Source organism: Microcoleus sp. S1D4, assembly GCF_036700765.1.
Taxonomy (GTDB): Bacteria; Cyanobacteriota; Cyanobacteriia; order Cyanobacteriales; family Microcoleaceae; genus Microcoleus.
The window spans coordinates 205,727-226,185 of sequence record NZ_JAUBPP010000006.1 but is presented as its reverse complement, the minus strand read 5'-3'; the positions used below and the strand labels follow the sequence as shown (position 1 = coordinate 226,185).

Here is a 20,459-nt window from a genome sequence, read left to right as displayed (position 1 = left end):
ACTTGTGACGATCGGTCAGCGTCAACAACTGTGGAATGTTCGATGAGCCAATTCCACCCATGAGCGACTTTATTTCCGTGTCCTGGTCTGCGGTTGTGGCGACCGTTCAAAGAGTGCAATTGCCAGCCGAAAAACTCTCTAATTATGACTTGGTGTTGCGATGTCAGGAAGGAAGCCGACCTGAGAGCACAGCTTTTTCAGAACTGTTGAAGCGGTATCAGTCCCACGTAGACAGGGTTCTCTATCACTTGGCCCCCGATTGGCAAGACCGAGCCGACTTGGCTCAGGAAGTCTGGATTCGTGTCTACCGCAATATTAACCGGTTGCAAGAGCCTGTTAAATTTCGGGGCTGGCTGAGTCGCATCGCCACTAATTTGTTTTACGATGAGTTGCGAAAGCGCAAGCGCGTGCGAACTCCTCTGTCCCTCGACGTACCCCGGGCTCTGGAAGATGGGGAGATTGATTGGGAAATTCCGGCGGACAGTCCGGGGCCTGATGATGATTTGACGACTAGAGAATTTTATGACGAGTTGCGATCGGCGATCGCCGATTTGCCGGAAGTTTTCCGCACGACAATTGTTTTGAGAGAAATTGAAGGTTTAGCCTATGAGGAAATAGCAGAAATAACCGGAGTTTCTTTGGGAACGGTCAAGTCGAGAATTGCTAGAGCTCGCCAAAGATTGCAGTTGCAATTGCAAAAATATCTCGACGGTCATTAGTAAAATTCAGTCGATTTGAGATTGTACATACTTCGACTTGCTTCGGCTACGCTCAACACAAGTCACTCAGTACAAGTTTGAGATTTGAGATTTCGTCCTACAAGTTTGAGATTTGAGATTTACTTGCCGGTCGGTGAATCAAAGGAGAGCGCACAAAAGTCTAAAGTTAGGAGATCTGCAGAACATAAGTCAGGAGATTGTATCGGTTTTTGGGAGAGGTGAAGAAGATTTGATGAAGTTTATTGTAACGTCAAAGCTTCTATTTGATAATGTAAATAAAGAGTAAATCATTTTAAGATCGCGTACTTCTCCTAATTTTATCCAGTGGTGTGAAATATGAATCATAACTTTGAATCAGCAAAAAATCAGAATCAGCAACCGATGGGGGATTCACTCGGTGAAACTCCATCTAACAACAATTATTCCCAGGGCAATGTAACTACTATGATGCGCGATCGCTTTGAATTACTGAGTGCCTACCTTGACGGCGAAGTGACGGCGACAGAACGCCGAGAAGTTGAAGAATTGCTGACAAATGACCCCGCGACGAAGCGTTTGTACTCGCGACTTTTGAGTATGCAGCGAAGTTTTAGCTCAATGCCGGTGCCGGCTGCAGAACAATCAGCACAGGATTTGGCGGCGAAGGTTTTGCAACGGGTTGAACGCAAGACGAAACGAAATTGGGTTTTGGGTGGAGGTGCGATCGCAGCTTTGTTGATTGCGGCGGTGTCTGGTGTCGCTGGCGGCCGCCAATTGTTTGCTCCTCAGTTGGCGACATCGCCTGTTCCTGCTGAATCTGACGGTTTGATTGTGGCTTTGAACGAGCCGGTAATGGAGATTGTTAATCCCAACGATTTGATGCTTGGGGTGAATGCGCCGGTGATGGATATTCCGAAAGTTGATGTAGCAAGCCCTCACAAGTCATTGCCAAAGGTGCAGTAGGATTGCATTTTTGAGCAGTAACTGAAGTTGCTAAGCTCCCTAAAAAAGGGGGCTTTTTGCTGTTTTTCCCAGTTTTTCAAGGTGGATAGATTCTTTGACGCTTCCTCGGCTTTGAATGACGAATTGTGGGGCGATCGCATCTTGATATCCGAGTAGGTAGCGAGTGGAATTAGAGCGGGCGATTCCCTACGGGATAGCTTCGCTTCACGCACTTGTCACCGATTTTTTGGATATTGGCGATCGGCAACAGCAATGTCTCCTCAATTTCCTGCCGCACAGCAGGAGATACATTACAACCGCTATTAAGGCAATCTACCAGCAATTTATTAGCATCGTAATAATTTTTCAGCAATGACTTTTGCTGTTCGCTGAACTGCCAATCGTGACCCAGATCGCGATACAAAATCATCATTTGCCTTAATAACTTACTCCAAGCAAGACCGTTACCTTGCCACCATTTTTCAAATATCTCTTTGTCACTTTTTGGATCGGGCAGTTGTTCCAGAAGTTCTTGTATCCCTTGCCTTTGTTCAGGCTTAAGGGCAGGTACAAGGTCGCAGTCAAGAACAAGGTCAAGGATGGGGACGAGGGTACGTTCAACGGTAAGGCTGTTGATGTAACCAAGAGTAGGCTCAAGCGCATCCTTAAGGACGGTGTTCAGGGCAAGATCAATATAACATTGAAGTCCAAGGTTAAGAGCCAGTTCAAAAGTTTGTTCCACAACTTTTTTTAGGTAAGGGTCAAGAGAAAGGGCAAAGCCACGGTCAAGGAAAGGATATTCAAGGGTCAAGTAAAATGCTCTAACTGCCGCAGGTTTGTAGGCACAATCAACAGAAAGGGATTTTTTGTTGATCCACACTAGGAACTGCTGTAACTGCTCATCGTCAGCGATGACTCCATCAACTTTCTGCTTCATTGACAGCAACAAGTCATCAGCTTTTTGCAACATCCCAACTGCTAACAACGAGACTTCTCGCCAACGCTTCTCGGTCAGGTGGGTGAGCAGTTTTTCCAAAGCTTGTGGAGCAGAATTGTTAACTATTTCTGTAGCAGTAAAATACTCTTGGAATGTTAGATGAGAAAATGAATAAATCCCTCTTGCCCTTTCCACTAATAATCCATGTTGTGCTTCGATCGCCTTCAGCACAACCTCACTATCGCTCTCCAACTGAACGCGGTTAGTTGTGGCATCGGGTAAGTTAGCCAGATAGTCGGCAATCACTTGTTGGATTTGATTTTTATCAAAAAAGTAATCGCCCCGATCAAAAGTAGTAGCTGCCACAAAAGCAAGTAAATGTTTCTTGCGGCACAAATTCAAATCGCGATAAATTTCATCCCGTTGAATACCTCTAGTTTCATCCCATTTTCTGAGCATAATTTCCATGCCTTCCTCATACAACTTGGCTCTGTTGGAGGGAAAATCAGCTTTAGCTTGGAATACTAAACAAGTCAGATTAAGTAAAATTGGCGTTACTGCAAGTTCTCGAATTTGCTGATTTTTTTGCAATTTCAGCTTTTCTACAAATTGAGATGCTAAAGCTTTCCCTGCGTCCAGATTATGGGAAAATGCCACAAACCAATTGATCGCAAAGGCAGCTATTTGCTCGCACTTAAAATCGGCCACCTCAACACAGGTAAAGGCTTCGTCGTGAAATCTGTACTTAGAAGCGGCAATTCTACAGGTAATTATAAACTGATTGTTGTAATACTTTTGGACAAACTGACGAATCTGTCTGACGACTGCATCGCTATCTGATTCTGGCACTTCATCTAAGCCGTCCAATAAAATCAAGCCTCTGCCTTGACTGAGTGCGAATTCAGTTTGCGATCGCCCTTCTACTCCGCAACTGGCAAATTCGTCGCTGATATATTCTAATAAGTCAAGATTAGCGATTTCAGCAAAGGTTTTCAGAGAGATAAAAATCGGTATTTTGTTTGCTTCAAATTCAGAGCGATCGCACTGAATGGCGATGTGTTTCAAAAAAGTAGTTTTACCGGAGCCCGGTTTGCCGAGTACCATCAATTTAGAGTGAGATTTCACCGCATCCAATCCTGGTACTCGTTTCTGGCATACTTTACCTAATCCCAAGCGGTTAAAGTTATCCGCATCTGGGTTGAAGTCTCTCAATAAATCGCGAATTTCTCCCGGCTGCCAACTGGTAATTTCCTCCAAAATGTTGACTTCAACGTAGAGCTTGCTGACCTCGACGGGCTGTGCAATATCCAACAGTTGCATTTTGCTGTAAAGCTGTTGGATTTTGCTGTGGCATTTTTGCCGTATCCCTTCCACTACCGAATCAATAGGCTGTTGGCAAAAATCTCTAACCCCCCCAACCCTCCCTTGGTAAGAGGGGGCTACAGGAGGACGATCGACAATTTCTTCCCAATTCAACTGCAAAACCGTGCAAAAAGCCTTGAAAGCATTAGCTTTAATGGGTTCTCTTCCTCCTAAAAAGCGCCTCCAAGTTGGCAGCGACAGGCCATCGGCATAGGGCCCGGCCTCTGTCCAAGTTCGATCGGGTTCTAATTTTTGACTAGCTTCTACTAACCATTTGGGGTCTTCTATCGTCGATCCCCTTTCTCTTCTAGCTTGCCTAATTTTTACTAATCCCTCCTCAGAGGCTTTGAGGGTCGTCATTATATAATTTACTTCTTTAATTGTCAATGTCAATTTTAGATCAGTTTAGCGATCGCAAACTGAGTTTGTCAAGACCCCAGCAACAAAGAGAAAATGATCCTGACAACAACTGCACGGCATACGGGAAAAGTCAGGCATAAATCCGGCAAAATTAACCCTTCAGAATGCCATTCTGTTGTGTCTCTAAAAATCACCTATTAAATAATGAGAAAGGATAGCAACATGAGAAATAGTATAAATGAAATTCCCTCCCGCGGAATAGGCATAAAACTTATTAGCAAAATTGCCGACAAGCTAAGCTATACACGCACTTCTGACGAGCAAAACTGTTTAATAATTGTGAAAAATTTTCATCCTGGTATAATCCCAGCCCAACAGACGAATCAATATGGTTATTTGAAGCGGGCAGTTAATTTTTTAAGCAGTTTTAAGTTTGGATTGAAACCAGGACACAATCGCCACTTTTATCGAAGTTACAATCAGCCAACTAAAACAATTTACCTTCAACTAAACACTGACCTCAATAGTGTTAAAAAAGTTTTATGGTGGGTCGAGCAGTTTAGAGTATCTACCGATTCCCGAAGCAGTTCTGCAGCAGTGCAAACTTGCTACGATCGAAGGGTTTACAAATGCTGTTCGCCACGCTCACAAAAATCTGCCCTTAGAAACTCCGATCAACCTTGAAATAACCGTATTTAGCGAACGCCTAGAAGTCAAAATTTGGGATATGGGAGAGCCTTTTGACCTCCAAGCTAAGTTGATTGAAGAATTGCCAGTTATTTGGAGCGAGCTGGAATTTATGCTTGACTAAAGCTGTTCTGTAATTTCCAGCTTTAAATTGACAAGAAAAAGAAACTTTTTTGTGATGACTATTGATACTACTCCCAAAATTCTCGTTGTGGATGATGACGCTTCCATCCGCACTCTAGTTCATCGCTTTTTAAATCAGAAATATCAAGTAGATTCCGCAGCAGATGGCGAGACTGCTTTAGCATTGTTTGAGGAATTCAAGCCAATGCTAGTAGTTCTAGATTGGAATTTGCCGGATACTACGGGCTATCATCTTTGCCAGGAAATGCAGCGCCGTACTAATGTTTTTGTGGTCATGCTAAGCAGCCGCACAGACGAAGCTGATAAAATTCAAGCCCTGTCCGCCGGTGCTGATGATTATATCTGCAAACCATTTGGTCTTCAGGAATTAGCAATGCGGATCCAAGTTGTGTTGAGACGGATGAGGTGTGTTACTCCATCTCGTATGGTATTCGATCAATTCGCGATCGATTCAGCGCGCCGAGAAGCAACACTCAACGACAAAATTATCAAGTTAACAACCTTGGAATTTAATATTTTGTATTTTTTGGCAAGTCATCCCGGTAAATCTTGGAGTCGCCAACAGCTAATTGAAAAAATCTGGGGTTGGAACTGCAGCAACACAGAAGAAGAGAAAGTTGTTAGCGTACATATCGGCCAGATTCGCAAGAAAATGATTCACATTGATGCTACTGGGTCGCAGTTGATTAAAACGGTTCGGGGTTTTGGTTACAGGTTCGAGCCGCCCTCGCCCGCAGCAATGGCACTTGAGTAAGCTCATCGGCCTTAACGCCTTATTTTGTGAAAAACCTATTTTCCCACGTCCCATCGGGCAGCCAGATGCCTCCTAGATCACGAACGCGATCGGGTAGCATGAAGTAAGCCCAAGCCGTGCCTAGAGGTTTGAAGTGTCGATCGCAAATTTCGATTTCCTGCCGCTGATATTCGTTTTGTGTCGGTTCTCGCAGCGGGTGATAGTCTTCCAATCGGTCTAAATCGTCCAAAATAGCCGAGTTTGCGAAACAGAGGAGAAAACCGCAGACTGTGCCGTCTCCGGCCATCATCGCAGGATAGCCGATCGGCAGCGCAAAAAGTTGACCGCGGGCGATCGCCGGACAAGCATCCACAACCTTTCCCTCGCAGTAGCGCCGGTAGTTGCACTCCCCGGGTTTGAGTGTGCCGTAGACAAAGACTTTCATCGGGTAGGGCCTAACCGCTAGTTTTTGCTAAGATAGATGGCTAAGCTAATAGTTTAAGTCTCGCGGGCGATCGCGACGGCAATCTTGATAAATTTCGTTGTTTACCCTCTCTTATAATTCATGACTCTAACAGTTAGTTTTATTGCTTTTGGACTTCAGCCCTTGTACGTGAGCTCTTTTTTGCCAGACCTGCCCCTCGACAGCTTGTTTTCGACTCAAGGGATTATGGTGATGCTGCTGGCGGCCTATGCGGGGGCGATGTGGATGTTTCTCACCAGTGCTCCGAAGGTACACACGGTGATGGTATCGGATCTCGGACAAGCCAGAGAGTTTTATGAAGGTATGCTAAACCTGCCCGTAGCAGAAGTGCCGCTGCATTACTACTACAATTACGAGCAAACCTTGGGAACCACGGGTATCGACCCCCTGTATTTGTCGCCGAATGTCGGCAGGGGAACGAGCTCTCAAACGATGGGGAGTCCCGAAGGTTTGTGGTATCAGTTGATGAAAAATACTCAACTGCACATCATTAGTGGCGCCAGTGTAGGGGAAAAAAATCGCGAACGTCATGTTTGTTTCGATCGCGATTGTTTGGATCAGCTATTGATGAGGGTACAAACTCGCGGCATTAGTTATAAAATTCGCCGGGAAAAGCCGCTGAATTTTTTGGTCAAGGATTATGACGGCCGCGTGATTGAAATGGCCGAGGTTAGTAATTAGATATAGCCTTTCTCAGAAAGAGAGTCGGCGGTTGAAACCGCAGCTATACAAACGATGTCCGCCTCCGCGGACTGAAGAAAATAACGTAATTTTAACTGCCTGTCTTTAACCCGCGTCGGCGGGTTTTGTCTGTGTAGCCGCGGTTTCCAACCGCCCGGTATTCAGGATTTCTAGTTTCTCAATTAATCTTGGCTTCAACGCTGGATTTTTCCGAGGCTGCTTTAATCTCTGGAATCGCCTTGCGGCTGAAGATTTGGAAATACAAAGAAACAAAAAATTCTTTAACTGGGAAAACGATCAAAGTTAAAGGATTGATGGTGACAATGATATTGCGGACATCGGCTTTAGCTTGTTTGACAATTTGCTGCGCTACCCAGTCTGGCGACATAATGCCGATCGGGTTTAAGTTGCTTTTAAACGGCCCTAAAATCAGCTTGCGAACGATGCAGGGCGCGTCCAGCCTCCGCAAAGTAACTAAATCTCCCAAGGCGCGTTTGCTGAGTTCGTACAGTGGACTGACAGCGGGAATCACTTCTGCTTCGGAAGTATTGATCCAGACTTCTTTGCAAGCGATGTTTTCGTTAGTTCGGACTGTTAAGAAAAAGAGCTCCATCAGCCGCCACGCGGAAAAAGTGTTAATTTCGTATGAGTTGGCGATCGCCTCTCCGGTTCTTTCAGCCTGTACATTAATCCCGTGATTGATCACGAGAATATCAATTTTTTCTAACAATTGAGCTAAATCTGCCTCTGCGCCAGCGTGCCAAATTACAGTTTTTACAGGCAAAATATCGCCGCCTATATTCAAAGTAATTTCCTCATTTCCAGAGGATAGGGCGATAACTTTTGCACCAGCTTTGTGCAGGTGTTTGAGAAGCAAACGCCCTAAAGTTCCCGATGCACCGGTGACGGCTACAGTTTTGCCTTTAAGAGAAAGTGCTGTACCCATAAGTTTATCTATTAAGGTGAAAGTACCGCAATAGTAAGCATTTTGATTGTCGAAGTGGTGCCGCCAATGATAAGGTTTATTAACGAACCAGTTGCCGGGGATAGTCTGGAATTCTCCCGGTTGGTGGGTGATGTCGGTTAATTCGTCTGCACCTTTGATTCCACACGCGCGGGCGATCGCGCTCAACAAAAAGCCTAAAGTATAAATACAACCGGCTGCTGCGCCCCAGTGATATGCCGGCAGCACAAAATAAGCTAAAACCCACAGCAACAAGCCCAAAACCATCATCGCCGCAGCTTCTGGCACGTCGTGACGCCAGTGTGCTTGCTTGTAAATTGTCTCGCTGACAGCAGTCAAATTCGGGCGGAAAACGCGGTGATGCCAATTGTGCAGCTTTTGCAAAGGCGGCACATAATGAGACGCGACGTGATAAAAGTCTCGGATGATTTCTGCCCAAAACACAGAAGCTATTGCTACAGCGCCGACTATCCAGTAATTTACCATACTCGCAGAAGTTATAAATTTAAGATATTATATCATATCTGGTCATAAAAAAGGTTCTGTCGCGGTCGTTATCGGCGGACATGATATTAGATATTGTCTGTTTTGAAACAAAGCTTAAAATTGCTTTTATTGCTAGTCGGGCAGTTGACTTAGGCGTTTTAAAATCTGCAAAACGCGGTACAATTCATTGCCGGGATTGGAAATAACAAATTCAGCCGATCGGGCATAGTGGGGATGTTCCCCTGTGACTAACTTCACAAAAGAGAAGTTAGCACCTGTGGAAATCATGCCAAAAGTAGGAGTTTCGGGATCCGGATCTGCCAGCATATATGTCAGGAGTTGTGCGAGTGCTGCGTCAGTTGAAAACGAAAGTTGTTTGGATTCAATTACTGTCACCCACAAGTTTGCTTTCATGATTAGGATATCTATTCTGCCTTCGATGATTCTGCCTTCGTCTTCCTCTTGAATGGATATCGATTTTTCGGCTTTGACTTGAAAAGGAGACTCAAACAGACCGGCAATAAACAAAATAGGGCTGACTATCGTGAGTTTGACTGCATTTTCCAACACGGGCGGGGTGTCTACCAAGTTGAAGTATATGTCTTGAACGCGATCGAGCAATTGTTTTTCTGAGTCTGTTACTTCCGGCAAGTTTTCTTGCCATTCTGGGAAAAAATCAGCTTTACGAACTCGCTGCAAGCCGAAGTTATCGATTAGATAGCGGAGGTTAATATCTCTTGCTTGAAGTTTTTGCATTATAATTTATCGAGTTTAAATTATTGGTAATAATTTTAGCATAAGTGTCATTGCAAGCGCAGATAAAGGCAGATAAACGCAGGTGAACGCAGATGGGTAGAGTTGATTTTGTTGAGGTTTTTGTTTATTTGGGCTTGAGATCGCCATTTGGCTGTTTTTGGGCTGCTTGCATTTGCAGCAATTGCGGCACGGTGACAAAACGGTATCCCTGCTGTTTGAGTTTGGGAATAATTGCCGACACGGCCTCGACTGTTTGCTGGCGATCGCCCCCGCCGTCGTGCAACAATACGATCGCCCCCGATGTCGCTTGAGACAGCACAGTGCGGGTTATAGCAGCAGCCGGAGGTTGCAAAAAGTCTTTAGTGTCGATCGACCACATGACAACTACGTAATTTTTCTTTTTGGCATAATCTGCAAAACCGTTATTTAAACGGCCGCCGGGAGGACGAAACAACAAACTTTTTGCCCCACTCGATCGATAAATATGAATGCCTGTATAATCGATTTCATTTGAGGCTGTTTTCTCAGTGACATTATGATAAAAGTGATGCCATGTATGATTGCCGATCGCATTTCCCGCTTTTACGACTTGCTTCGCAATTTCTGGATTTTCTCGCAAATTTGCACCCAAACAAAAAAATGTAGCTACCACATTATGTTTCTGCAAAACTGCTAATATTTTCAAAGTTTCCGCAGTTGGCCCATCGTCAAATGTCAGGGCGATAACTTTGGAGTTGCTGATACTTGCTTTATAAACAATCTGGCTGCGAAATTGCGCCGGCGGTGCGAATACTAAAGGTTGTTCCGGGGGTTTAGGAGAGGGAGTTGCGGGGGGAGAAGGAGGTGTTATGAGTTTTGGAGGTTTCAGCAGATTTGGCAGGGAATTGTCAAAAGGTGGGATTTGGGCGAATGAATTTGAGCTAGCAGTTTGTGGGTTTTTAGGGAACAGGGAAAAAAGGGCGATCGCTCCGATAAGTATAATACTTTTAATCGCTAATTTTTTAGTAAATTTGGTATTCATTAACTGTAATATTTGCTGTTAACGATATAACGATAGCTTACAACTTTGTCTAAAATTAGATAAAATTCAAGATAGCAACGCATCATCACAGGAGAAAAGCCATGATTGCTCCGGGAAATCTCAGCCGCATCACGATTCCCCCTCTGGAAAATGGCGATTTGCTCAGCCGCGCAGAATTCGAGCGGCGCTATACAGCCATGCCCGCACTCAAAAAAGCAGAATTGATTGAAGGAATTGTTTATATGGCTTCACCCTTACGCTTTGAACCCCACGCCGAACCCCATGCTCGCCTAATTACTTGTCTTGGCTTCTATGTTGCTTTTACCGCGCATACTCGGATCGGCGATAATCCCACCGTGCGTCTCGATGTGGATAACGAACCTCAACCCGATGCTGTACTGCTAATTGATGCCCAACGAGGCGGCCAAACTTGTCTTAGCGATGATGGCTATATTGAAGGTGCACCCGAATTTGTTGCCGAAATTTCTGCAAGTACCGCTACGATCGATCTGCGGGACAAAAAACGAGTTTACCGCCGCAATGGAGTCAAAGAATATCTTGTTTGGCAAGTCATGAATCGCCGGATAGATTGGTTTTCCTTGCAGGAAGAAGAATATATTTCTCTACTCCCCGATGCTGAAGGAATTATCCGCAGCCGAGTTTTTCCGGGGTTGTGGCTGGCAGTCTCAGCACTTATAGATGGGGATATGCCAAGTGCGATCGCCACTCTTCAAGCCGGATTAAACAGTGACGCACATCAAGAGTTTGTCCAACAGTTACCCACCAACCAAAATCCCGTTTTGTAGAGACGCAATTCGCGCAGTCGCTATAAATAATTACGCTAAAAGCGACAAGTCTGCCGTGCCCTTTCATCCTCCGGTTCTTGCCAACCCCAAGAAAAATGACTCACCGCATTAATTTGCGGCGTTGCCGAACGAATTGCCTGCATTTGAATCTCCAAAGACGGCCGATTTTTCACAGATTTTCCCCAATCTCCGGCAATGGCAGGAATAATCTTTGCTCCCGGAGGCGCTAAACTCACTACCCGCTCCACCTGCGGCACAATACAGCTTACATTCCCGCAATTTCCGTAAGACATCGCGTGGAATTCTACAGCAGCCGGAAAGCTGTCCCAAGGTTGCAATCTTGAATCATATCCCCCTTGATTTATCTTTTTATTTGCATCAGGGAAAAATACCGCTCCTACAGGAATTCCCAGGCTTTGAGCAGGCCGAGTTGCCACCCCAAAAAAATCTAAAATTCCTTGGACTGCGTGAGCAACGCTCAGTTGCCAGAGGTCTTTTTGTAGAATGCCCGTGTCGGGAAGCGGCGGTTTTGGTGTCGGTTTTGGTGTAGGAGTTGCAGTATTTGGCGATTTTGTGGCGGGAGTTTGTGAAGCTACTTTTGATGCGTCATTCTGTCTTCGAGAAGCGGGAGTTGCTACTGGTACAGCTTGCGGAATTCGCCCCTGCCACAGAGGTTCTCGCTCATTCGGATATTGTTTGACTACTGCTTGAACGTCATTAGTATTGATAAATCCTTTAGTCAAATATCGCTGAATTAAATCTCGCCCTTGCTGATTGTTAGCCCGCTGTAAAAGCATTTGCTGCGATGCTGAGCCGTAAATCCACAAGTCTTGAACTTTGGTAGCAACTGAAGCCGGCCCGAAGCCCCGTAGATAGCGAATGTAGTCGAATAACATTCCTTGCGGTCGGCGCTTGACTATTTGATTTACTAATAAAGTATAGTCTTGCCTCGCTTGCGTACTGTAGGGGTCGATAAAGGCTTGATTGCCCGGAACTTCTCCGAAGTCGTCGTTAATTGTTGCGTCTTTAATTATTGTTAAACTTGTCTGGTTTTGGCCGTTTAATGCGAGGTTTTGCTGTCTGTCTGGACGCTGAGAATAGGTATAGCCAAAGTTCATGGTAAACAACCAGGTGTATACTTTTAAACCTCGCTGTTTGCCTTTGGCGATCGCCTTTTCCAGCAAATCGTATTTTTCGTAGCCGGGATTTCTCAAAACCGAAGGCCAAACAGTCGGATTATCTGCTACTGGAAGCAGCACTTGACCGTCGTAAAATGCTTCGATATAGACTTCATTGTAGCCTTTATTGACAATGTTGTCTAATACTCGATCGACTTCTCCTGGCCTGACATCGCAGGGATACAAACGCAGCCAAACTGCTTGGGTTTGAGGCCAAGTTTTTTGGCGGCATTGTGCTATTTCCCGCGCGTGTTTGTTCAAAACGGCAAAATATGCTTGCTGGGATTCTGATTTTCCTGACAGGGCGGCGCGGCGCAAGTCTTCTTTTTGATTTACGTCTTCTTTGGATAATTGACAATAGGCTAATGTTTCGGCAAAGGCTGCTTTATTTTCGATAAATGGCCACACAAGTTGGCTGATGAAGCTACTTGTTAAAACAGCAGTTACCGCACTTAAAAAGCGTCGCTGGTGTTGAAAGTTCGCGATGCGAGTTGGTGCAATTTTCATGGGATAGTTGAATCGGGTTTTCTAGTTTAAATTGGCTGGCGATCGCTGGATTTGCGATCGCCCAGACGCACATCTACAAATTTTCTACTTTTTTTCTCGTTAACTCCGCCCAAAAACGGGTACAAGCACCCTACTTATAGCATTTCTCAAAAATCGACTGACTTCAACCCTGCAAGCACAGGTACAAATTTGTGAGATTGTCGAGCCTTATTTATGGGTTGTCTATCGCGACGCATCCTACGGCTAAATCCAGCAAAAAAAACGCCTGGGTAAAGTCGGCGCTAAAAACAGTTGATATTTTTACTAAAAATTGTTAACACTCAAATGTTAAGGATCAAAGATGAATTATTAAAATCGATCTTTTATCCTTAAATTTTGAAATTAAGCCCCTCTATTGAGAGCAGATTCTACTTGCTGAAATTCAATCTCTAGACGATTTTTCAACTTTTCAGGAACTGGACGATTTGGATAGGAACTATAATGTCCTGCTAAAGAGTTTAATGCCGTCCGCATTGTCGTGAAAGATGTCAGCTTGGCAAGAGCGGGATCGCGGCGGTATGCAGCAGAAAAATCGTTGATACTTGTGCGAGCACCAGCTTGAGCGGCTGCTTTTTCCGGTGTGCCCTCTGGTAAAGTGAGCGCTGTTCTCAAGCTGCTGACTAATGCTAATGTGTCTTTGCTGTAGTCTCCACTCAGAGTGGCGGGAACATTGGTACAGCCAGCTACGCCGATGACAACAACTAATACGAGGGCTAACAGACGGGAAATGTAATGCTTCATAGGGGTTAGAAAAAAGGAAGTGAAAGCGGCAATCAAATTTAACCTTTATCGTATCTCGAATTGAGCTAATAATGTCAAATAATGTCAAATTTTTATTATTTATTGCAGTAATACCATAAAAAGTACAATTTGTCAATCTCACAGGGATTGATTTATGAATCTCCAATTTAAAATCAATCCGTCAATCAATTTCAAATCTAAAATCGATTGATTTGTCCAGAAGCAACGGAGAGAATTTGGGTTTGTCGCAGCCACTGACTGTCGAAAGCGCCTAAGTGAGTCGTAGTAATTAGAGTTTGAAATCGTTCTTGAATTGTTTCTAAAAGTTGATTTTGGCGGTTTAGATCGAGTTCGGCAAGTACGTCGTCTAGCAATAGTAAAGGTGCTTCGCCTACGACTTCTTCAATAAGCTGCAATTCGGCTAATTTTAATGCTAATACGAGAGTTCGCTGCTGGCCTTGAGATGCGTATTGACGAGCTGGGGTATTGTTAATTGTAAATATAATGTCGTCGCGGTGGGGGCCGACTAATGTGGTTCCTTGAAACTGTTCTGCGATCGCCCTTTTTTGAATTTTTTCTAAAAATGCTTGCCGCACTCCTTCGAGATTGTCTTTACCAATTAATTCCGAGCTTACTTCAATATTAGCATCGTATTTCACATCTAAAACTTCTGCTGAACCGCTAATTGAACGATGCCAATTGCGAGCTAATGGCATCAAACGCTCCAAAATTCGATCGCGCCTGCGGATCACGCGAGCGCCCGCTGTCGCCAACTGCGCGTCCCACAAGGCTAATTCTGAAGTGGGAATGGGGGATTGGGAGTTGGGAATTGGCGAGTATTGAATATTTTCCGGTTCGGGATTTTCGAGTTGCAGAAATCGGGTTTTGTCAATATTTTCGGAAAATTCGGCTTGTCTGATTGCTTTAGAACGTTTTAACAGAGCGTTGCGCTGGCGCAAAATTTGGTTGTACTGCTGCAAAATGTGAGCGTAAATCGGCTCTAATTGGATAACTAGCCGATCGATCCAATTGCGCCTTCCTTCTGGTCCGCCGCGCACTAAGTCTAAATCCAAACAGGAAAATTGTACTACATTTAAGACGCTCAAAAAGTCTAAATGGCGGCGCAGGGGTTCGCCGTTTAGCTTCAGGCTGCGGCGCGCTCCTGAGCGCAGTGTTAAAGATAGGTCGATCGCTCCGGTTTGACGTTCTAGCGTAGCATCAATTTGGGCGATCGGCTTGGAGTCGAGGATTAAATCGCGATCGCGCGATACTCTGTGGCTTTTTAAGGTGGAAAGCAACTCTACAGCTTCTAACAAGTTAGATTTTCCTTGAGCGTTATTTCCTAATAAAATGGTTTTGGGAGCGTCAAACGTTACCTTTTGATCGAAGTAGTTCCGAAACTGCCGTAGGTGCAGCGTTTTCAAATACATAATATTGGTTATTGGTTATTGGTTATTGGTTATTGGTTATTGGTTATTGGTTATTGGTTATTGGTTATTGGTTATTGGTAATACAGTCATCGTAGGGTGCGCCGAAGAGCACCTTACCTATTCAAGGGCTAATTTCTGCAATTACTTTTTTGCGGAGCGTTGTGCTCGCAATGTATAGTGTTTAGACTCGCGCCAAATGTGAAGGGTATAACGAATAATGAAACATCGCTCATTATCCGTCAGCCGTTAACACTATTTTCTCGATTTGTACAAGCGCACGAACACTTTTTCCATTTCAATCCAGACAAACATTAGGGCGCTGAAACCGAAGCAAACCATCAATTCAAAGGGCGACAAATAGTGAGTGCCGAAAAATTCTCTCAGCGGTGGAACGTAAATCAGCATTAATTGCAAAGCAGTAGTAACAATTACAGCTCCCCAAACAAAAAGATTAGTGAAGGGATTTAACTCGATAGTTAGCCGAGTGTTAGAGCGAATGGCGATCGCGTGACCCATTTGCGCCAAACAAAGAGTTGTAAATACCATTGTTTTCCAAGCCTCTGGATTGCCGTGTCCGGGAGCGTGAGTATAGTCATAAGCCCATTTCATCATGCCGATCGTCAAAATTGCAAAAATAATCCCGATCCGAATTATGTAAGAACCCAAACCCCGCGCAAAAATACTTTCTCGCGGGCTGAAAGGAGGCTTGTTCATCACGTTCGGTTCGGCCGGTTCCACGGCCAAAGCTAAAGCGGGAACGCCGTCTGTGACTAAGTTCATCCACAAAATTTGCAGCGGGGTCAGCGGCACTCCTCCCAAACCAATTAATGGTGCGGCCGCAATTGTCAAAACTTCGCCGATGTTGCTACCCAAAATGTACTTGATAAAGCGGCGAATGTTGGTATAAACAACTCGCCCTTCTTCAGCGGCGGCGACAATAGTGGCGAAGTTGTCGTCTAGCAGCACCATATCGCTAGCTTCTTTGCTGACATCGGTGCCGGTAATTCCCATTGCGATGCCGATATCGGCTTGTTTCAATGCGGGTGCGTCGTTAACGCCGTCGCCTGTCATGGCGACAAATTTGCCCCAACTTTGCAAAGCTTGGACTATTCGCAATTTGTGTTCGGGGGAAACGCGGGCGTAAACGCTAATGTGTTCGACTTGCTGTTTGAGTTCTTCTCGGCTGAGTTTTTCTAATTCTTGACCGGTGAGAACTCGATCGCCCTTTTGTGCAATACCTAAATCACTAGCAATTGCCTTTGCTGTCAACTGGTGGTCTCCTGTAATCATCACCACCCGAATCCCTGCATCGCGGCACTTCGCCACAGCTTCGCGCACTTCCGGGCGCGGGGCGTCTAGCATACTGACGAGTCCCAGCCAAATCATGTCTTGTTCGCTGGTTGCGTCAGAATCTTGGGGCGGCAGGTTTTCCCAAATTTTGTAGGCAAATCCGAGGACTCGCAAACCCTCGCTTGCCATGTTGTTGTTTTCGGCGAGGATGCGATCGCGCATTTCCTGATTTAAAGGTTGTACTCGATCGCCGATTATGATGCCTTTACAGCGCTCCAAAGTCAACTCTGGAGAACCTTTGGTAAACATCAAATAATTCTGCTGCTGTCCGTTTTCTGCTGGAAATCCTGAATGTCCCGATCGGCCAGGTACTTGGCAAATCACGCTCATCCGCTTGCGTTCGGAAGAAAAAGGAAATTCGGCCGTGCGCTGCAGCAATTGACACTGTTTTTCCTTATAAATGCCTGCTTTTCCCGCTAAAGACAGCAGAGATCCTTCTGTGGGGTCGCCCAAAATCTTCCATTCTTGCTCTTCGTGCTGCAATACTGCGTCGTTGCAAACGGCACAGGCAATTAATAAAGATTCGAGTTCTGGATATTCTTCTAAATTATTAATTTGGGTCGAGGTATGGCGATCGGTAAAATCTCCGATCGGGGCATAGCCGTCGCCTCCGATGCCGATCGTACAGTCGCCCGTAGAGACTCGCTGAACGACCATTTTATTTTGAGTCAGAGTACCTGTTTTGTCGGAACAAATGGTAGTCACTGAACCCAAAGTTTCTACAGCAGGAAGTTTGCGAATCAGGGCGTTTCGCTTCACCATCCGCCTAGTTCCGAGCGCCAAAGTAACTGTCACGACTGCTGCGAGTCCTTCGGGAACTACAGCCACAGCCATGCTGAGAGAAACTTCTAACAAATCTTCAAATCTGCTGGTATCTAACCCGATGCCGCCGTTGTTGAAGGTCATCATGCCGCCGATGACGACAACTACGACTAAGGCTAGGGCGCCGGAGACTAGAACATTTCCCAACTGTCCCATCCGCTGTTGCAGGGGAGTTGGTTCGCTTTCTACTGACTGAAGCATGGCGGCAATTTTGCCCAGTTCAGTCTGCATTCCGGTGTTGGTGACGATCGCCTTGGCGCGCCCCTGAACAACTTCTGTGCCCTGAAAAATTAGGTTTAGCCGATCGCCCAAGGAAGCATCTTCGGGAAGTTCTAGCTCAGCTTGCTTGGTAACTGCCATTGCTTCTCCCGTCAAAGCAGATTCTCTGACTTGCAGATTTGATGTTTCGATCAACCTGCCATCTGCTGCTATTTTTACCCCAGCCTCTAACAGCATCACGTCTCCGGGTACGAGTTCTTTGGCTGCTATTTCCAAAGTTTTGCCGTTCCGCAGGACTCTGACTAGGGGGGAAGCGAGGTTTTTGAGGGCTGCGAGGGCTTTTTCAGCACTTTGTTCTTGGAAATAGCCGAGAATGCCGTTGAGTATGACGATCGCAAAAATGGCGATCGCATCTTTGGGAAAAGTATTGGACTTGATGTCTAAGAATCCAGAAACCACGGCCACACCCATCAGCATCAACAACATGATGTTGGTGAACTGATCGACAAAAATCGACCACGGACTGCGGCCTCCTGTTTCTTCGAGTTCGTTGGGGCCGTATTGCTGCAAGCGTTCTGACACCTGTTGGCTGCTCAAGCCACCGTCTTTGTTACTGTTTAGCTGCTTGAGAGTTTTGTCAATTGGTACGGTGTGCCAAGAAGAGGGAGAATTTAAAGAAGACATAAATTACGATCGAGCGTGGGGCATAAAGGTGGTTGCGGCCGGACAGTTACAGTCGATCGATACTGCATAGGTATTGGTTCGAGATAAGAAGCAGGAAGCTAGACACTTCTCTATCTCTGGTCTATCTCAGGCTCTCTCGATCTGTTGGTATATTTACCCAAAAATTGGGTTTAAAGCCCCGTCGTTCTACGACGGCTTTCCCAAAACTTGTGCTCTAATAACTTCAACAATCAAATTATTTGATTGTAGTCGCCATCGGGCATGGGGAGACTTGAAACGGACGGGGAGCGACAGTCAGACGACAACGGTCGCTCAGGTTGCGATGAACCGTCAAGAATCCCCGTCCTTTCTACGGCGGGGAGTATGTCAACGCTGATAGCACTCATCTACCTTACCAAAAAATTGGGTTTAAAGCCCTGTCGTTCTAAGGCTTTCCCAAAACTTGTGATCTAAATAACTGCAACAATCAAATTCTTTGCATTGTTGTAGTCGCCATCGGGCCTAGGGAGACTTGAAACGGACGGGGAGCGACAGTCAGACGACAACAGTCGCTCAGGTTGCGATGAACCGTCAACAATCTCCGTCCTTTCTACGGCGGGGAGTATGTCAACCACCCAATTCTGAGTGGATCTTGGATTTGGCACTTTTTTGGCTGTTTTCCCTATTCCCCCGCCTTGTTTTCGCAAAACTTTAATTTTCTTAACTTTTCTTAATAATAGGCTTTTTCGGGGCAAAGCGCACAATGGCGATCGGGATGCGGGACAATTTTGTGCTGCCCCACGGTAAAAATCAGGGCAATCGAACCAAACCCAGGAGCTATGTATGTAAATTCGCATCTATCTTAGGAGGGAGATTAGCCCGGAGTTGCTCAACATCAATTTACCTTCTCAGAGGGATAAGCTGTTGTAATAATTTGTAATAAACAAATGCCAGAGAGCATTGTATAAATGTCATAAGAAGGTTGAAACGACAGACGCAAGTTAACAAAAACACTGATTAACAAGGTTTGTCGCATCTCATAAAAGGTGTAAAATTTTCTAAGGTTTCTTAAATGTCCGCTGTAATGTCACAATAGTACAGGTAGCGGAAAAGGAGAGAAGGAGCCGATCGGCACAGTAGCCGGCGTCAACCTTCAACCCTTCCAGGTTTAACGGCCTGAACAAATTTAACTTAACGGTTTTATACCGCAACCAAACTCAATTAACTCAAGTAGGAGAGTTCTTTCATGTTTGACGCATTTACAAAAGTGGTTTCCCAAGCAGACGCTCGCGGCGAATTTTTGGCCACCGGCCAACTTGATGCCTTGAGCCAAATGGTTGCAGAAAGCAACAAGCGCATGGATACAGTCAACCGCATCACCAGCAACGCTTCCAGCATTGTTGCTAATGCAGCTCGCTCTTTGTTTGCTGAGCAGCCTCAGTTGATCGCTCCCGGCGGCAACGCTTACACCAGCCGCCGCATGGCAGCTTGCTTGCGCGACATGGAAATCATCTTGCGCTATGTCACCTACGCGATTTTCGCAGGCGACGCCAGCGTCCTCGATGACCGTTGCTTGAACGGCCTTCGCGAAACCTACTTGGCATTGGGAACTCCCGGCGCTTCCGTAGCAACTGGCGTTCAAAAAATGAAAGAAGCCGCTTTGGCGATCGCTAACGATCCAAACGGTGTAACTCGTGGAGATTGCAACTCCCTGATGTCTGAAGTCGGCAGCTACTTCGATCGCGCCGCTTCCGCAGTAGGCTAAACCCCAGCCATTGCAACCCAATCTGTAAAGCAACGATTCGATATATCGATCGGGCTTTTACAAATCGCATTCGTAGAAAAAACCGCAAACACTAGGGAGAAAGCAACACTATGAAGACCCCATTGACTGAAGCAGTCACAGCAGCAGATTCTCAAGGCCGTTTCTTGAGCAGCACCGAAATCCAAACAGCTTTCGGTCGTTTCCGCCAAGCAACCGCTAGCTTAGAAGCAGCCAAAGCTCTGACATCCAACTCTCAGCGCTTGATCGACGGTGCAGCCCAAGCAGTGTACAACAAATTCCCGTACACACAACAAATGCAAGGCCCTAACTACGCTTCTACCCCAACCGGTAAAGCCAAGTGCGCTCGCGACATCGGCTACTACTTGCGGATGGTGACCTACTGCTTAGTTGCAGGTGGCACAGGCCCAATGGATGAGTACCTGATTGCAGGCATCGACGAAATCAACCGGACATTTGAATTGTCCCCTAGCTGGTACGTTGAAGCTCTCAAGTACATCAAAGGCAACCACGGCCTGAGCGGCGACCCCGCAGTGGAAGCTAATTCCTACCTCGACTACGCAATCAACGCCCTGAGCTAGATTTGCGTGATGCCCGGAATTGTAAGCTGCTGTTAGCTAAAGTGTTAGCGGTTGTTTACGATTCCGGGCATCTGCGATCTTAGCC

The 20,459-nt window shown here is 45.7% G+C and carries 17 protein-coding genes; 8 read left to right on the top strand and 9 right to left on the bottom strand.

Annotated elements, in window-relative coordinates; translation table 11 throughout:
- Nucleotides 1-59: 59 nt before the first annotated feature.
- Together QT998_RS09305 and QT998_RS09300 are read left to right on the top strand one after the other, a co-directional pair.
- Nucleotides 60-719, top strand: a complete 660-nt coding sequence (locus QT998_RS09305; protein WP_194012629.1) for a sigma-70 family RNA polymerase sigma factor — start codon at nt 60-62, stop codon at nt 717-719.
- Between the two features lie 336 nt (nt 720-1,055).
- The gene (locus QT998_RS09300; RefSeq protein WP_333088069.1) at nt 1,056-1,661 is read left to right on the top strand and encodes an anti-sigma factor family protein; all 606 of its coding nucleotides are present in this window, start codon (nt 1,056-1,058) and stop codon (nt 1,659-1,661) included.
- Nucleotides 1,662-1,830: 169 nt separating this feature from the next.
- Here the strand turns inward: QT998_RS09300 and QT998_RS09295 are convergent, their stop codons facing one another.
- The gene (locus QT998_RS09295; protein WP_333113939.1) at nt 1,831-4,299 is read right to left on the bottom strand and encodes an NACHT domain-containing protein; all 2,469 of its coding nucleotides are present in this window, start codon (nt 4,297-4,299) and stop codon (nt 1,831-1,833) included.
- Between the two features lie 526 nt (nt 4,300-4,825).
- Between QT998_RS09295 and QT998_RS09290 the strand changes: the two genes are divergently transcribed.
- Nucleotides 4,826-5,110 (top strand): ATP-binding protein, encoded by a 285-nt coding sequence (locus tag QT998_RS09290; protein WP_333113937.1) that lies wholly within the window; start codon nt 4,826-4,828, stop codon nt 5,108-5,110.
- 54 nt (nt 5,111-5,164) lie between these two features.
- Nucleotides 5,165-5,884 (top strand): response regulator transcription factor, encoded by a 720-nt coding sequence (locus QT998_RS09285; protein ID WP_333113933.1) that lies wholly within the window; start codon nt 5,165-5,167, stop codon nt 5,882-5,884.
- 19 nt (nt 5,885-5,903) lie between these two features.
- Here the strand turns inward: QT998_RS09285 and QT998_RS09280 are convergent, their stop codons facing one another.
- Nucleotides 5,904-6,308 (bottom strand): gamma-glutamylcyclotransferase family protein, encoded by a 405-nt coding sequence (locus QT998_RS09280; protein WP_333113931.1) that lies wholly within the window; start codon nt 6,306-6,308, stop codon nt 5,904-5,906.
- Between the two features lie 120 nt (nt 6,309-6,428).
- Between QT998_RS09280 and QT998_RS09275 the strand changes: the two genes are divergently transcribed.
- Nucleotides 6,429-7,028 carry a glyoxalase-like domain protein gene (locus tag QT998_RS09275; protein ID WP_194009340.1) on the top strand — a complete coding sequence of 200 codons (600 nt, stop codon included), beginning with the start codon at nt 6,429-6,431 and terminating at the stop codon, nt 7,026-7,028.
- Between the two features lie 178 nt (nt 7,029-7,206).
- Here the strand turns inward: QT998_RS09275 and QT998_RS09270 are convergent, their stop codons facing one another.
- The 3 genes from QT998_RS09270 to QT998_RS09260 form a co-directional block, all read right to left on the bottom strand.
- The gene (locus QT998_RS09270) at nt 7,207-8,478 is read right to left on the bottom strand and encodes a bifunctional sterol desaturase/short chain dehydrogenase (RefSeq protein WP_194066811.1); all 1,272 of its coding nucleotides are present in this window, start codon (nt 8,476-8,478) and stop codon (nt 7,207-7,209) included.
- 132 nt (nt 8,479-8,610) lie between these two features.
- The gene (locus QT998_RS09265; RefSeq protein ID WP_333113929.1) at nt 8,611-9,234 is read right to left on the bottom strand and encodes a restriction endonuclease subunit R; all 624 of its coding nucleotides are present in this window, start codon (nt 9,232-9,234) and stop codon (nt 8,611-8,613) included.
- A 124-nt stretch (nt 9,235-9,358) separates the two neighbouring features.
- Complete coding sequence (locus QT998_RS09260) at nt 9,359-10,255, bottom strand: polysaccharide deacetylase family protein (protein ID WP_333113927.1); 897 nt, start codon at nt 10,253-10,255, stop codon at nt 9,359-9,361.
- Nucleotides 10,256-10,356: 101 nt separating this feature from the next.
- Here QT998_RS09260 and QT998_RS09255 point away from each other — a divergent pair, with 101 nt between their 5' ends.
- Complete coding sequence (locus tag QT998_RS09255; protein ID WP_333113925.1) at nt 10,357-11,061, top strand: Uma2 family endonuclease; 705 nt, start codon at nt 10,357-10,359, stop codon at nt 11,059-11,061.
- A 35-nt stretch (nt 11,062-11,096) separates the two neighbouring features.
- On the opposite strand, the gene QT998_RS09250 is transcribed toward QT998_RS09255, so the two are convergent.
- From QT998_RS09250 to QT998_RS09235, 4 genes are all read right to left on the bottom strand, one after another.
- Nucleotides 11,097-12,746, bottom strand: a complete 1,650-nt coding sequence (locus tag QT998_RS09250) for a hypothetical protein (protein ID WP_333113924.1) — start codon at nt 12,744-12,746, stop codon at nt 11,097-11,099.
- Nucleotides 12,747-13,127: 381 nt separating this feature from the next.
- On the bottom strand, nt 13,128-13,526 hold the full coding sequence (gene psb27, locus QT998_RS09245; RefSeq protein WP_333088058.1) for a photosystem II protein Psb27: 399 nt from the start codon (nt 13,524-13,526) through the stop codon (nt 13,128-13,130).
- Nucleotides 13,527-13,723: 197 nt separating this feature from the next.
- The gene (locus QT998_RS09240; protein ID WP_333088056.1) at nt 13,724-14,956 is read right to left on the bottom strand and encodes a DNA replication/repair protein RecF; all 1,233 of its coding nucleotides are present in this window, start codon (nt 14,954-14,956) and stop codon (nt 13,724-13,726) included.
- A gap of 252 nt (nt 14,957-15,208) precedes the next feature.
- On the bottom strand, nt 15,209-18,031 hold the full coding sequence (locus QT998_RS09235; RefSeq protein WP_333113922.1) for a cation-translocating P-type ATPase: 2,823 nt from the start codon (nt 18,029-18,031) through the stop codon (nt 15,209-15,211).
- A gap of 1,225 nt (nt 18,032-19,256) precedes the next feature.
- On the opposite strand from QT998_RS09235, the gene QT998_RS09230 reads away from it, so the two are divergent.
- Both QT998_RS09230 and cpcA read left to right on the top strand, forming a co-directional pair.
- Nucleotides 19,257-19,775, top strand: a complete 519-nt coding sequence (locus tag QT998_RS09230; RefSeq protein WP_193972088.1) for a phycocyanin subunit beta — start codon at nt 19,257-19,259, stop codon at nt 19,773-19,775.
- A gap of 110 nt (nt 19,776-19,885) precedes the next feature.
- Entirely contained in the window at nt 19,886-20,374 is a 489-nt protein-coding gene (gene cpcA, locus QT998_RS09225) for a phycocyanin subunit alpha (RefSeq protein ID WP_194061202.1), read from the top strand.
- Nucleotides 20,375-20,459: the final 85 nt, after the last annotated feature.

What these genes read in the sequence shown, in the direction of transcription:
- QT998_RS09305 (WP_194012629.1), top strand. Translation starts at nt 60, where the DNA reads ATGAGCGACTTTATTTCCGTGTCCTGGTCTGCGGTTGTGGCGACCGTT.
- QT998_RS09300 (WP_333088069.1), top strand. Translation starts at nt 1,056, where the DNA reads ATGAATCATAACTTTGAATCAGCAAAAAATCAGAATCAGCAACCGATG.
- QT998_RS09295 (WP_333113939.1), bottom strand. Translation starts at nt 4,299, where the DNA reads ATGACGACCCTCAAAGCCTCTGAGGAGGGATTAGTAAAAATTAGGCAA.
- QT998_RS09285 (WP_333113933.1), top strand. Translation starts at nt 5,165, where the DNA reads ATGACTATTGATACTACTCCCAAAATTCTCGTTGTGGATGATGACGCT.
- QT998_RS09280 (WP_333113931.1), bottom strand. Translation starts at nt 6,308, where the DNA reads ATGAAAGTCTTTGTCTACGGCACACTCAAACCCGGGGAGTGCAACTAC.
- QT998_RS09275 (WP_194009340.1), top strand. Translation starts at nt 6,429, where the DNA reads ATGACTCTAACAGTTAGTTTTATTGCTTTTGGACTTCAGCCCTTGTAC.
- QT998_RS09270 (WP_194066811.1), bottom strand. Translation starts at nt 8,478, where the DNA reads ATGGTAAATTACTGGATAGTCGGCGCTGTAGCAATAGCTTCTGTGTTT.
- QT998_RS09265 (WP_333113929.1), bottom strand. Translation starts at nt 9,234, where the DNA reads ATGCAAAAACTTCAAGCAAGAGATATTAACCTCCGCTATCTAATCGAT.
- QT998_RS09260 (WP_333113927.1), bottom strand. Translation starts at nt 10,255, where the DNA reads ATGAATACCAAATTTACTAAAAAATTAGCGATTAAAAGTATTATACTT.
- QT998_RS09255 (WP_333113925.1), top strand. Translation starts at nt 10,357, where the DNA reads ATGATTGCTCCGGGAAATCTCAGCCGCATCACGATTCCCCCTCTGGAA.
- QT998_RS09250 (WP_333113924.1), bottom strand. Translation starts at nt 12,746, where the DNA reads ATGAAAATTGCACCAACTCGCATCGCGAACTTTCAACACCAGCGACGC.
- psb27 (WP_333088058.1), bottom strand. Translation starts at nt 13,526, where the DNA reads ATGAAGCATTACATTTCCCGTCTGTTAGCCCTCGTATTAGTTGTTGTC.
- QT998_RS09240 (WP_333088056.1), bottom strand. Translation starts at nt 14,956, where the DNA reads ATGTATTTGAAAACGCTGCACCTACGGCAGTTTCGGAACTACTTCGAT.
- QT998_RS09235 (WP_333113922.1), bottom strand. Translation starts at nt 18,031, where the DNA reads ATGTCTTCTTTAAATTCTCCCTCTTCTTGGCACACCGTACCAATTGAC.
- QT998_RS09230 (WP_193972088.1), top strand. Translation starts at nt 19,257, where the DNA reads ATGTTTGACGCATTTACAAAAGTGGTTTCCCAAGCAGACGCTCGCGGC.
- cpcA (WP_194061202.1), top strand. Translation starts at nt 19,886, where the DNA reads ATGAAGACCCCATTGACTGAAGCAGTCACAGCAGCAGATTCTCAAGGC.